The organism is Sutcliffiella rhizosphaerae (assembly GCF_917563925.1).
Lineage (GTDB): Bacteria > Bacillota > Bacilli > Bacillales > Bacillaceae_I > Sutcliffiella_A > Sutcliffiella_A rhizosphaerae.
The window spans coordinates 69845-82994 of record NZ_CAKJTJ010000009.1 but is presented as its reverse complement, the minus strand read 5'-3'; the positions used below and the strand labels follow the sequence as shown (position 1 = coordinate 82994).

The 13150-nt window shown below is 40.2% G+C and carries 10 protein-coding genes; 8 read left to right on the top strand and 2 right to left on the bottom strand.

Annotated elements, in window-relative coordinates:
• Positions 1 to 198: 198 nt before the first annotated feature.
• Both pruA and LRP81_RS10530 read left to right on the top strand, forming a co-directional pair.
• Positions 199 to 1746: an L-glutamate gamma-semialdehyde dehydrogenase gene (pruA, locus tag LRP81_RS10535; RefSeq protein ID WP_230501231.1), complete on the top strand. Its 1548-nt coding sequence runs from the start codon at positions 199 to 201 to the stop codon at positions 1744 to 1746.
• 118 nt (positions 1747 to 1864) lie between these two features.
• Entirely contained in the window at positions 1865 to 2512 is a 648-nt protein-coding gene (locus LRP81_RS10530; RefSeq protein ID WP_230501230.1) for a DUF4397 domain-containing protein, read from the top strand.
• 619 nt (positions 2513 to 3131) lie between these two features.
• On the opposite strand, the gene putP is transcribed toward LRP81_RS10530, so the two are convergent.
• Positions 3132 to 4634 (bottom strand): sodium/proline symporter PutP, encoded by a 1503-nt coding sequence (gene putP / locus LRP81_RS10525; RefSeq protein WP_263458236.1) that lies wholly within the window; start codon positions 4632 to 4634, stop codon positions 3132 to 3134.
• A gap of 332 nt (positions 4635 to 4966) precedes the next feature.
• Here putP and LRP81_RS10520 point away from each other — a divergent pair, with 332 nt between their 5' ends.
• The 4 genes from LRP81_RS10520 (at position 4967) to gatB (ending at position 9172) form a co-directional block, all read left to right on the top strand.
• Positions 4967 to 5875 (top strand): branched-chain amino acid transaminase, encoded by a 909-nt coding sequence (locus tag LRP81_RS10520; protein WP_230501229.1) that lies wholly within the window; start codon positions 4967 to 4969, stop codon positions 5873 to 5875.
• A 91-nt stretch (positions 5876 to 5966) separates the two neighbouring features.
• Positions 5967 to 6257, top strand: a complete 291-nt coding sequence (gatC, locus tag LRP81_RS10515) for an Asp-tRNA(Asn)/Glu-tRNA(Gln) amidotransferase subunit GatC (protein ID WP_230501228.1) — start codon at positions 5967 to 5969, stop codon at positions 6255 to 6257.
• A 15-nt stretch (positions 6258 to 6272) separates the two neighbouring features.
• On the top strand, positions 6273 to 7730 hold the full coding sequence (gatA, locus tag LRP81_RS10510) for an Asp-tRNA(Asn)/Glu-tRNA(Gln) amidotransferase subunit GatA (RefSeq protein WP_230501227.1): 1458 nt from the start codon (positions 6273 to 6275) through the stop codon (positions 7728 to 7730).
• Between the two features lie 11 nt (positions 7731 to 7741).
• Entirely contained in the window at positions 7742 to 9172 is a 1431-nt protein-coding gene (gene gatB, locus LRP81_RS10505; RefSeq protein ID WP_230501226.1) for an Asp-tRNA(Asn)/Glu-tRNA(Gln) amidotransferase subunit GatB, read from the top strand.
• Between the two features lie 60 nt (positions 9173 to 9232).
• On the opposite strand, the gene LRP81_RS10500 is transcribed toward gatB, so the two are convergent.
• The gene (locus LRP81_RS10500; RefSeq protein WP_230501225.1) at positions 9233 to 10054 is read right to left on the bottom strand and encodes a M15 family metallopeptidase; all 822 of its coding nucleotides are present in this window, start codon (positions 10052 to 10054) and stop codon (positions 9233 to 9235) included.
• 805 nt (positions 10055 to 10859) lie between these two features.
• Between LRP81_RS10500 and LRP81_RS10495 the strand changes: the two genes are divergently transcribed.
• Complete coding sequence (locus tag LRP81_RS10495; RefSeq protein ID WP_230501224.1) at positions 10860 to 11375, top strand: hypothetical protein; 516 nt, start codon at positions 10860 to 10862, stop codon at positions 11373 to 11375.
• A gap of 13 nt (positions 11376 to 11388) precedes the next feature.
• The gene (locus LRP81_RS10490) at positions 11389 to 12939 is read left to right on the top strand and encodes a flotillin family protein (RefSeq protein ID WP_399207496.1); all 1551 of its coding nucleotides are present in this window, start codon (positions 11389 to 11391) and stop codon (positions 12937 to 12939) included.
• The last annotated feature ends 211 nt before the right edge of the window (positions 12940 to 13150 follow it).

The following is a 13150-nucleotide window of genomic DNA, read 5'->3' as shown; positions in this document are numbered from 1 at the left end:
ATCATATGCTCTAAAGCATACATATAACCTTTGATTAAATGTCGGATAATTAGCACAATTTTGTGTTTGTCCTATCCTGTCTATAGCCAGCAATTTTTCTTTCTATATTAAATAAACAATATTTGAAAGACTAGTAATGATAAGGTAGAATGAGAAATGTATGCAAGCGCTTGTAGAATGCAAAGGAGGGCTAATGTAATGGTATTACCTTACAAACATGAACCATTTACTGATTTCACTAACGAGGAAAATAAACAAGCTTATCTTGAAGGCTTGAAGCTAGTGAATTCTTATTTAGGACAAGATTACGACTTAGTTATCGGTGGAGAGCGTGTTACGACTGAATCAAAAATCGTTTCCGTAAACCCTGCAAATAAAGAAGAGGTTATTGGTCGTGTATCAAAGGCAGATCGTGACTTAGCGGAGAAAGCAATGCAAGTTGCTGATGAAACGTTCAAAACGTGGCGCAAAGTGAAGCCTGAAGTAAGAGCAGACATTTTGTTCCGTGCGGCAGCTATCATTCGTCGTCGTAAGGACGAATTCTCTGCACTTTTAACGAAAGAAGCAGGGAAGCCTTGGAATGAGGCAGATGCAGATACTGCAGAAGCAATTGATTTTCTAGAGTACTATGCACGTCAAATGTTAAAACTAAAAGACGGAATGCCTGTGGAAAGCCGTCCAGGCGAATATAACCGTTATAACTATATCCCACTTGGTGTAGGTGTTATCATCTCTCCATGGAACTTCCCATTTGCAATAATGGCTGGAACTACTGTTGCGGCGATTGTATCTGGAAACACTGTACTATTAAAACCTGCATCCACTACACCTGTAGTTGCAGCTAAATTTGTAGAAGTAATGGAAGAAGCAGGCTTACCTACTGGAGTACTTAACTTCGTACCAGGAAGCGGAGCTGAGGTTGGGGACTACTTAGTAGACCACCCACGTACTCGTTTTATTTCCTTCACAGGTTCTCGTGATGTAGGAACTCGCATCTATGAGCGTGCTTCCAAAGTCAACCCAGGCCAAATTTGGTTAAAGCGTGTAATCGCTGAAATGGGTGGTAAAGATACGATTGTGGTAGATAGCGAGGGAGATCTTGAATTAGCAGCTCAATCTATCGTAAAATCTGCATTCGGATTCTCTGGTCAGAAATGTTCTGCATGCTCTCGTGCAGTAATTGTGGAAGATGTGTATGACCAAGTTCTTAACCGTGCAGTAGAGTTAACAAAAGAACTAACAGTTGGTGATCCAACAGATCCATCCAACTACATGGGTCCTGTTATCGACCAAGCTGCGTTTGACAAAGTAATGAAATACGTAGGCATCGGTAAAGAAGAAGGACGCATTGCAGCAGGTGGAGAAGGGGACAACTCCAAAGGATTCTTCGTACAGCCAACTATCGTTGCAGACGTAGATCCAGAAGCTCGCCTAATGAAAGAAGAAATCTTCGGACCAGTTGTAGCATTTGCAAAAGCAAAAGACTTCGATCATGCGCTTGAAATTGCTAACAACACAGAGTACGGCTTAACTGGAGCGGTAATCACTAATAACCGCGACAAAATTGAGCAAGCTCGTGAAGACTTCCACGTTGGTAACTTATACTTCAACCGTGGTTGTACAGGTGCAATCGTTGGATACCAACCATTTGGTGGATTCAACATGTCTGGTACAGACTCTAAAGCTGGTGGACCAGATTACCTACTACTTCACTTACAAGCAAAAACAACTTCTGAAACTTTATAATAGTAAAAAAGCTGACATTTGCCTAAGTGCTAATGTCAGCTTTTTATATACATAAAAATACTTCTTTTTTTTCATACTAACTATGAATAGAAACTTTACATAGTTAAGGAGAAAAAACATGAAAAAATTAGTTAGTGTAAGTTTGGTTTTCCTATTTTTATTTAGTTGTCTGAATAATGCCTATGCTGCTCCACAAGAAGCGAAAGTTCGAATTTTGCATGCTTCACCCGATGCACAAGCTGTCGATGTTTATATAGACAATAAAGCAGTTGTAAGTGGGGCTAAATTTAAAGATGCAACGAAATACCTCCCAATTGCATCTGGTGCACATAAATTGGAGATTTTTCCGGCGGGTACTAAGGACAAGGCAATTATTTCAAGAGAGCTATCGCTCGATGGCGGGAAATTTTACACGTTAGCTGCTGTTAATAAGCTGAACTCCTTAGAATTAATTGCTGTGGAAGATACGACAAAAGCGCCAAAAGGAAAAACACTAGTCCGATTGGGACATCTTTCACCAGATGCACCAAAAGTCGATGTACGTATCAAAAAAGAGAACAAACTATTTACAGGAGTAGCATTCAAAGATATTACCGTATATCAGCAACTTAAGCCTGGCAAATATGCTTTGGAGATCACCACAACGGATGGGAAAAAAATTCTAGACTTACCTCGGAAGAAATTTGATAAAAACACAGTATATAGTATATTTGTCGTAAATAACGCAAATAAACCGGAAGTCCTATTATTAGTAGATAGTAAATAAAATGAAAAAGCCGTCACTTTTGAAGTGAGGGCTTTTTTTAATAGGGCTATTTTCGAGAACATAGTGAGCCCATGTGATGGAGATCACGCGTGGACCTCGAAAGGTTAGCGAGTTAGCATCAAAGGTACGAGTGATACCTTCAAAGGTTTGCGAAAGACAATCAAAGGTTCGTGAAACACCTTGAAAGGTTTGCAGAACACCATCAAAGTTTTCCAAAAGAACACGAATGGTTTTACGGATGCTTCGAAAGGTGAAGTGAAATCCAATATTCCAAACTGCAGCACGTGAATTAGTAACAGATCTATGATTTTTTAAGATAGTAATTTTCAAACGAACGTCCGATTAATAGTAATGGCTAATCCTTATTGCTATAAGGTTGATAAGTTTTTTTGAGAAATTAACTTTTAAAAAAGGTGTAGTGGTATAATTCACAAACGCGACTAATATCAACAAGAATCGACACAAACCTCTATTCTACAATAGGTTTTTTCAAACAAACGTTTGATTAAGAAATTCTTAACATCTTGCAGCACAAGGCTTCTAGAGAAAAAATCGAAATCAACTTTTCAAAAAGCTATTCTAATAAAAAAGGCCAAGCACGTGGCTGGGCCTTTTTTGTTTATTTATTTTGTTCGTTAGCCAATACTTCTTCCATTTCAGAAAAGCCATCTTGAACTTTTTTATCAGAAGTATTAGTAAGGAGACTAACGATAATGATTGCAAGAGTACTTAAGAAGAATCCAGGTATCATTTCATATAAAACATCTGTTAGACGCTCTCCACCAATAGTGAACGGTCCATAAATCCATATTAGAACAGTGAGAGTTCCAACAAGCATTCCAGCTAACGCTCCCCACTGATTCATACGTTTCCAATATAAGCTTAGTACGATGACTGGACCGAATGCAGAACCAAATCCTGCCCAAGCATTACCAACAAGATTCAAAATCGTATCACTTGGAGTAAGAGATAGCAAAATAGCTACAATCGAAACGAGTAAGACACAAATGCGCCCTACCGTTACAAGCTCTTTATCAGAAGCTTGACGGCGTAAAAAGGTTTTGTAAAAGTCTTCTGTCAACGCACTGGATGTTACAAGCAGCTGTGAAGATACGGTACTCATGATGGCCGCTAAAATGGCAGCAAGTAAGAAGCCGGCCACAAGTGGGTTAAACAGTAACTGGGAAAAGACGATAAAGACCGTCTCTGGATCTACTAGACTCAAATCCGTTAAGCTGACATAAGCGATTCCTACAAAACCTGTAGACATTGCACCAATAATCGTTACAGCCATCCAACTGATACCGATGCGGCGAGCTGTTTTAAGGTCACGAATGGATCTGATTGCCATAAAGCGGACAATGATATGCGGCTGTCCGAAATAGCCAAGTCCCCATGCGAGAAGTGAGATAATACCAAGTACGGTCGTTCCCTTGAATAAATCTAGATAGGATGGATCAAGAGCTCTTACTTCATTTAGAACGACTGCTGGTCCACCAAGGTCTGTTAGTGCTACAAGTGGGACAATGACGAGAGCAAGGAGCATAATAGTTCCTTGTACAAAGTCTGTTAAGCTAGCACCTAGGAATCCTCCAAATAATGTGTAGGCAATGGTGACACCGGCCACTAGAAATAGACCTAATGTATAGTCGACACCAAAAGCACTATCGAAAAGTGTTCCACCAGAAACCATCCCAGCGGAAGTATATAAAGTAAAAAAGATGATAATTACTATCGCAGACACAAATCTTAATATTCGTGATTCATCAAAGAATCGGTTTTCAAAAAAGTCTGGTATCGTAATGGAATCGTTCGCTGTCTCGGTATAGACCCTTAATCTTGGTGCTAAGATAATGTAGTTTAAATAAGCACCTATCGTTAATCCGACTGCAATCCAAACACTCGAAACACCTGAAACGTACATGGCACCAGGTAAGCCCATCATCATCCATCCGCTCATATCGGATGCTCCTGCAGAGAGGGCTGTGACACCTGGACCTAATTTTCGTCCTCCAAGCATATAACCAGATATATCGTCAGTAGATTTTTTATATGCATAAAAACCGATAGCCAACATGGCTATAAAATATAATCCTATTGAAATAAAAACTCCAGTTTCCAAAAACATTCAACTCCTGTATTTCCCGTAAGCAATGGGGTCATTTTTCAGCAGTTTTGGCGCCAAACATGCTTTCATAACGGTTACGAGTATTTAAGCTAACAAAGTATTTCCCTTAATTCAAGGGAGTGAAACCTTTTTCAATAAGCAGAAAACTTCCATACCCCTTGATATAATAGGCATAATCCCATACTGAAAAGAAATTAAAGTAAAACTATTCTGAATTTTTTGCTATAAAGTATTACAACCTGATTTTTTTATAGAATAAAGTTATTTTATCCGTTAAATAAAAAATATATTTATATTATATAAACCAAAAAATCAGGGGGCTGAAAATGGAATACGCATATTTCGATGGTCGTTTTATTCCCATTACCGATGCCGTCATCAGCGTGAAGAATAAGACATTCAATTATGGACTTGGAGCTTTGGAAGGAATTCGCGGATATTGGAATCAAGAGGACCAAAACCTTTATCTTTTCCGGCTAGAAGATCACTTTCAACGGCTACTTAATTCATGCAAAGTACTCTTTATTACTATCCCTTATACGGTGAAGGAACTTTGTGAAATAACAGTAGAATTGATGAAGAAAAATAATGTAAAAAGAGATATTTATATTCGTCCTATAGCATTCATAAACCTACCGTCGTTACGTCCAAACCTTTATAAAACAGAGTATGGCTTGACCATATTTATAGAAGAGGTTGGATATGTAGAAAAGCCGACAGTGAATGCAATGATTTCTTCATGGTTACGAATTGATAATAGTACGATTCCGCCTACTGTGAAGAGCATAGCCGGCTACTTGAATTCTGCACTCGCCTATTCGCAAGCTGTTGCACAAGGGCAAGATGAAGCTATTTTTGTAACAAGGGAAGGAAATATAAGCGAAGCAAGCACGAACAATATATTTATTGTGAAACAAGGAGATATCATTACACCACCACTTTCAGACAGTATTTTGGAAGGAATCACAAGAAACACTATTATGCAGATTGCAAAGCAGGTGAATGGCCACAATGTAAAAGTCAGAAGTATACCTAAATCTGAGATTTATTTTGCTGAGGAAGTGTTTATGACTGGCACCGCTGTCGAGGTGTTACCGGTTAGTGCTATTGACAAAAGACAAATAGGAAACGGAAATAGCGGTCCGATTACGAGCATGCTTCAAAAAAAGTATCTTCAAATTGTCAGAGGGGAAGACAAAAAGTATGAAAGTTTTTTAACGGCTGTTTATCCTTAATCCATCCAGGGCTCTCTATTGCTTGAGGTGACGAAAATCTAGTATGATAGATATATTGTCCAGGTTTCAATAAATTACGGAGGTGAAGAGGATGTCTCGTATTTCTGAAGATCAAGTAAAACATGTTGCCAACTTGGCGAGATTGGCAATCGATGAAGATGAAATAAAAATGTTTACAAGCCAATTAGATGCTATTATTTCTTTTGCAGAACAGCTGAATGAATTGGATACGGAGGACGTATTACCAACCTCTCATGTTCTTCACATGAAAAATGTCATGAGAGAGGATCTAGCGAATAATGGGTTACCTGTGGAGGAAGTATTGAAAAATGCTCCTGACCATAAGGACGGACAAATCCGCGTACCATCCATTATAGAGTAATAAGGAGGGAAACCCATGTCATTGTTTGATAAAAAGCTATCTGAATTACATAGCCTTTTACATAAAAAAGAAATAACCGTATCGGACCTTGTAGATACATCCTATAAACGTATTAATGAAGTAGATGAAAAAGTACAGGCTTTCCTAACGTTGGATGAAGAAAATGCCCGTACCCATGCAAAAGCGTTGGACAAAGCGTTAGGGCTTGAAAAAGAACACGGTCTTTTATATGGATTACCGATTGGAATTAAGGATAACATCGTCACTAAAGGTCTACGTACTACATGTGCCAGTAAAATCCTTGGCGACTTTGACCCGATTTACGACGCAACGGTTGTGGAAAAACTAAAACAAGCTGAAACCGTTACAATCGGAAAAATAAATATGGATGAGTTTGCGATGGGTTCTTCCAATGAAAACTCTGCATTTGCTGCTACTCGTAATCCATGGAATTTAGAATATGTTCCAGGGGGATCTAGTGGGGGATCTGCCGCAGCGGTTGCAGCCGGCGAAGTATTTTTCTCCCTTGGTTCTGATACGGGAGGTTCTATTCGTCAACCCGCTGCTTATTGTGGAGTGGTAGGCCTTAAGCCAACATATGGGCGAGTTTCTCGCTATGGTCTTGTTGCCTTTGCATCCTCGCTCGATCAAATTGGACCGATAACAAGAACGGTTGAAGATAATGCGTATCTATTACAAGCTATTTCTGGACTGGACCCACTGGATTCCACGTCTGCTAATGAAGATGTCCCTGATTTCTTATCTAGTCTGACTGGAGATATAAATGGCTTGAAAATAGCAGTGCCAAAAGAATACTTAGGACAAGGTGTGAGCGAGGAAGTCCGTCAATCAGTGCTGGATGCCCTCAAAGTGTTGGAAGGATTAGGGGCAACGTGGGAAGAAGTGTCCTTACCACATTCTAAATACGCGCTTGCCACTTATTATTTATTGTCTTCTTCTGAAGCATCCGCTAACCTTGCCCGTTTTGATGGGGTGCGTTATGGGCATAGAACCGATAATGCTAAAAACCTTCTCGAGATGTACAAGCATACAAGAAGTGAAGGATTTGGACCTGAAGTAAAACGCAGAATCATGCTCGGTACATATGCACTAAGCGCAGGCCACTATGATGCGTACTATGTAAAAGCGCAAAAGGTTCGAACCTTAATTAAGCAAGATTTTGAAGATGTTTTTGAAAAGTATGATGTGATAATTGGACCAACTACGCCAACACCTGCTTTTAAAATTGGTGAAAATACCAAAGATCCATTAACGATGTATGCCAATGATATTTTAACCATTCCGGTAAACCTCGCAGGAGTGCCTGGAATATCCGTACCTGCAGGATTTGTCGATGGACTACCAGTAGGATTGCAAATTATCGGTAAACACTTTGATGAAAGTACTATTTACCGCGTTGCTCATGCATACGAGCAAAGTACCATTCATCATAAACAAAAACCGCAATTGTAAGGGGTGAGACAATGAAATATGAAACGATAATTGGACTTGAAGTACATGTTGAATTAAAAACGAAATCAAAAATATTTTCCGCTAGTCCGAACGAATTTGGAGCAAAGCCGAACTCCAACACAAGTGTCGTGGAATTGGGTTACCCTGGTGTACTTCCTGTTTTGAACAAGCAAGCAGTGGAGTATGCGATGAAGGCAGCGATGGCCCTTAACTGTGAGGTAGCCACAGACACAAAATTTGACCGGAAAAATTACTTTTATCCAGATAACCCGAAAGCATATCAAATTTCCCAATATGATAAGCCTATCGGCGAAAATGGCTGGATTGATATCGAAGTGAACGGGAAAACAAAAAGAATTGGTATTACAAGGCTTCATTTAGAAGAAGATGCAGGTAAGCTCATGCATACTGGTGATGGCTATTCCCTTGTGGACTATAACCGCCAAGGAACACCATTAGTGGAAATTGTATCAGAGCCAGAAATTCATAGTCCAGAAGAGGCTTATGCATATCTCGAAAAGCTAAAATCCATCATTCAATATATAGGTGTGTCTGATTGTAAAATGGAAGAAGGCTCCTTGCGTTGTGATGCCAATATCTCTTTACGTCCAGTTGGCCAAAAAGAATTTGGAACTAAAACAGAGCTGAAAAATCTCAACTCCTTTAACTTTGTGCAAAAGGGCTTAGAGCATGAAGTAGTGCGTCAAGAGGAAGTGCTTCAAGCAGGCGGGACTATCCAACAGGAAACTCGCCGCTATGACGAAGCAACGAAAAAGACGATTTTAATGCGTGTAAAAGAAGGATCTGACGACTATCGTTACTTCCCAGAGCCAGATCTAGTAGCTCTTCACATTGATGATGAATGGAAACAACGAGTTCGCGGTGAAATTCCTGTTTTACCTGATGAACGGAAAAAACGCTACATCGATGAGCTTGGACTGCCAGCATACGATGCACAAGTACTTACCATTACAAAGGAAATGTCCGATTTCTTTGAAGGAACAGTGGATGCTGGGGCAGACGCGAAGCTTGCCTCTAACTGGTTGATGGGGGAGGTTTCTGCCTACTTAAACGCTGAAGGCAAGGAGCTGATTGATACCGCATTGACCCCTCAAGGCCTTGCTGGAATGATCAAGCTTCTTGAAAAAGGAACGATATCATCCAAAATCGCCAAAAAAGTTTTCAAGGAACTCATTGAAAACGGAGGCGACGCAGAAAAAATCGTCAAAGACAAAGGACTTGTCCAAATATCGGATGAAAGCACTTTACGTGCCATGGTGAGTAATGCATTAGATGCTAACCCGAAATCTGTTCAGGACTACAAGGAAGGAACAGAAAGGGCCATCGGCTTCCTCGTCGGGCAAATTATGAAAGCTTCCAAAGGGCAAGCAAACCCGCAAATGGTAAACACGCTATTGCTGGAGGAAATAAAGAAAAGATAATAAATAGAGCTCCGCTTAAGCAGGCGGAGCTCATTATATTTATACTAGATTCAAGCTCCCTTAAAACCCGCGAACATCCCCCATGTGTTCCTCTAACGTGATGTCTTTTGTAAAAATCTCAGTTGCCATATCAATCCCAACATATCGGAAATGCCAAGGCTCAAAAGCATAACCAGTAATATCGGTTTTCCCTTTCGGATAGCGTAAAATAAACCCGTAATGGTGCGCATTTTCAGCAAGCCATTTTCCTTCTGCAGTGTTTTCAATCTCTTCCACAAGCTCCAATCCAACACTTTTAGCCGTAATATCCATTGCTAAGCCTGTTTGATGTTCGCTTGTCCCTGGAAGTGCTACATATAAAACAGCCCGATCATAGCCAGAAGTGGCAATCTCATTTTGAAAAATGGTCGATTGTGTTTCAAACGAGCGGAAGCCCGACCGTGCATAAAGCTCAATGCCATCACCTCTTGCAGCCTGAAACATTACTTCCAATGACTCCGCAGCTTCAGCCCGGAGCTTAGAGCGATCACTATTTTCATTACCAAATGAAAAAGGAACATTAGGTTTCACTAAATCCCCAGGCCGGTAACCCTCCGGAAGTGACCAAAACTTGTTAACCATCACATCCATTGCCTCAGGATTAGATACGACTGGGAGTGCTTCAGGTTCTTCGGTTCCAGGAGGTTCCTCATTCTCACTATCCACATTCTCATCCAATTCCACCATAAAATCATTCGGTATTTCAGTAAAAATGTCAGAAAAGCTACTCTTCATAGGATGCTTCTCAGCAATCAACACTTCTTTCTCTACAAAAAGATTTTCACAACCAGTAAACAGACTCAAACTAATCCCGTATATTACCAATTTTTTAAAAGTTTTCAATGTACTGCCCCTTTATTTAGTATAAAATGAAGAAGGTGAGTGCTATATCAACACATGTTTTCGGTTTTTTCGCTAGCCAAAGTATATATAAGTGCCTGTCTACTCTTTGCAACATGAAAGAAGGGGAAACCTATCGTTAGTGTCCACACCGAGCGCCTTTGCAACACGAAAGAAGAGGAAATCCATCGTTAGTGTCCACAAACAGGGCCTTTGCAACACGAAAGAAGAGGAAATCCATCATTAGTGTCCACACCGAGTGCCTTTGCAACACGAAAGAAGAGGGAATCCGTCATTAGTGTCCACAAACAAGGCCTTTGCAACACGAAAGAAGAGGGAATCCATCATTAGTGTCCACAAACAGTGCCTTTGCAACACGAAAGAAGAGGAAATCCGTCATTAGTGTCCACAAACAAGGCCTTTGCAACACGAAAGAAGAGGAAACCCACCATTAGTGTCCACAAACAAGGCCTTTGCAACACGAAAGAAGAGGAAATCCACCATTAGTGTCCACAAACAGTGCCTTTGCAACACGAAAGAAGAGGAAATCCATCATTAATGTCCACAACCAAAAGCACTTTCACTTTTGACCCACATTTTTCATCAGTAATCAATTCTACTATTATTTTACTATTATCCCTTTTATAAAAGGGCTTTTGTAGAAAAAGATAGATAAATAGAAATCTTTTTTGAAACCTTTAGGAGTATTGACCCGTATATAATAGCGGAAGGAAAATTGGTAAGAAATCAGGATTCATATCTCTAGGAAAGGAAACGATGGCCTATGACAATGTTTGGGATGGATATGATGACTCTGTACTTTTGGTGTCTCATTATCTTTGGTGGCTTAACGCTAATTTATATTCTGCTCGCAGATGTAGTGGATGGGATATTTGATGCAACACCTGTTGATCCAGCTCTTATTTTTTCATTCTTTACTGTGTTTGGTGCTACAGGTTATTTATTGGAGAAATTCTCCCCAATCTCAGGGTGGTTAGTATTAGTCATTACTACAATAGCAGCCCTGTTATTAGTCATACTGCTTCACATTTTTGTTTTTGTACCAATTAGATCTGCAGATTCATCACTCGGATATTCAGATGATGATTTAAAAGGAAAGCTTGCTAAGGTAATCATCTCGATTACGAAAGATGGATTTGGAGAAGTGGTGCTAAGCATTGGTGGGAGCACCGTTTCCAGATCAGCTCAGAGCTTTGAAAATGAAGCTATTGCATATGATACAGAGGTCCTGATTATCGAAGTCCAAACCGGGGTGGTTTCGGTCACTCCATATGAAAAAGTACTAGAAAACTATAACCAATAAGGGGGAAAAACAGATGGAATTAGGTATAGGTTTAGAAGTGCTTATTATCATCGGTGCCGTCGTCGCACTAATCTTTGCTTTGATTGTTGTTTTTGTCGCTCGCTACAAAACAGTTGGTCCTGACGAGGCGTTAATTATCACTGGTAGCTACCTTGGTGGAAAAAATGTTCATACTGACGAATCAGGGAATAAAATTAAAATTGTAAGAGGTGGCGGTGCTTTCATCGTACCGGTATTCCAACAATCCGAGCCACTAAGCTTACTATCTATTAAACTAGATGTTAGAACTCCAGAAGTATATACAGAGCAAGGTGTACCAGTTATGGCTGATGGTACAGCGATTATTAAAATCGGAAACTCCATCGGCGACATCGCTACAGCTGCCGAGCAATTTTTAGGCAAAATTAAAGAAGACCTAGAAAACGAAGCACGTGAAGTACTAGAAGGTCACCTTCGTTCCATTTTAGGATCTATGACAGTGGAAGAAATTTATAAAAATCGTGAAAAATTCTCACAAGAGGTGCAACGTGTTGCTTCTCAGGATTTAGCGAAAATGGGACTTATCATCGTATCCTTCACTATTCGTGACATTCGCGATAGCAATGGATACTTAGAATCCCTTGGTAAACCACGTATTGCGCAAGTTAAGCGTGATGCTGATATTGCAACTGCAGAAGCAGATAAAGAAACGCGCATTAAGCGTGCGGAAGCGGCTAAAGATGCTCAACGTGCTGAGCTTGAGCGTGCGACTGAAATCGCAGAAGCAGAAAAAACAAATCAAATGAAGGTTGCGGAATATCGCCGTGAACAAGATATTGCAAAAGCACGTGCTGACCAAGCGTACCACTTAGAGGAAGCGCGCGCGAAGCAGGAAGTAACAGAACAGCAAATGCAAATCCAAATCATTGAGCGTCAAAAGCAAATTGAGCTTGAAGAAAAAGAGATCCTTCGTCGTGAGCGTCAATACGATTCTGAAGTGAAAAAGAAAGCAGATGCGGACCGCTACTCTGTTGAGCAGGCCGCAGCAGCTGATAAAGCGAAGCAAATTGCTGAAGCAGATGCCAACAAATACCGAATTGAAGCAATGGCGAAAGCTGAAGCGGAAAAAGTACGTATGGATGGTGTTGCGATAGCAGACGCGCAAAGAGCACAAGGGGAATCTGAAGCAGAGGTTATCCGTCTGAAAGGTCTTGCAGAAGCAGAAGCGAAAGAAAAGATTGCGGAAGCATTCGAACAATTCGGTCAAGCGGCGATCCTAGACATGATTATCAAAATGCTTCCTGAATATGCGAAGCAAGTTGCTGCTCCACTTGGAAACATCGATAAGATTACAGTTGTGGACACTGGCAGTAACGGTGAAAACAGCGGAGCGAACAAAGTTACAGGCTATGCAACTAATCTAATGTCTACTCTTCAAGAATCCTTAAAGGCATCATCTGGTATTGATGTAAAAGAACTAATTGAAAACTTCTCTGGAAAAGGCAACGTGCGTAACAGCATCGACAGCCTTACCAATGAGATTGCATTCAAAAAGAGCGAAGAGAAAAAAACAGAAGAAGAATAATATGGCATAGTAAGAGCCCCTGACAGATTTTAACGCTGACAGGGGTTTTCTTTTAAGCAGGCAATTTGATTTAGATTTTTCTGTCGATACTAGCAACTATCGAAATTTTCGTTTTAATTGCATATTCTGCAGGGAATAGGCTAATATGTTATCAGTAGTGAGAAAACAGTCATTTTACAAAATTTAGAGACATAGATGTAGAAATACTAAA

Bases quoted from the DNA above. Each gene is read 5' to 3' on its own strand.
- gatC (WP_230501228.1), top strand. From the start codon at position 5,967: ATGTCTCGTATTTCTGAAGATCAAGTAAAACATGTTGCCAACTTGGCG.
- LRP81_RS10490 (WP_399207496.1), top strand. From the start codon at position 11,389: ATGGAATTAGGTATAGGTTTAGAAGTGCTTATTATCATCGGTGCCGTC.
- pruA (WP_230501231.1), top strand. From the start codon at position 199: ATGGTATTACCTTACAAACATGAACCATTTACTGATTTCACTAACGAG.
- gatA (WP_230501227.1), top strand. From the start codon at position 6,273: ATGTCATTGTTTGATAAAAAGCTATCTGAATTACATAGCCTTTTACAT.
- LRP81_RS10495 (WP_230501224.1), top strand. From the start codon at position 10,860: ATGACTCTGTACTTTTGGTGTCTCATTATCTTTGGTGGCTTAACGCTA.
- gatB (WP_230501226.1), top strand. From the start codon at position 7,742: ATGAAATATGAAACGATAATTGGACTTGAAGTACATGTTGAATTAAAA.
- LRP81_RS10530 (WP_230501230.1), top strand. From the start codon at position 1,865: ATGAAAAAATTAGTTAGTGTAAGTTTGGTTTTCCTATTTTTATTTAGT.
- LRP81_RS10520 (WP_230501229.1), top strand. From the start codon at position 4,967: ATGGAATACGCATATTTCGATGGTCGTTTTATTCCCATTACCGATGCC.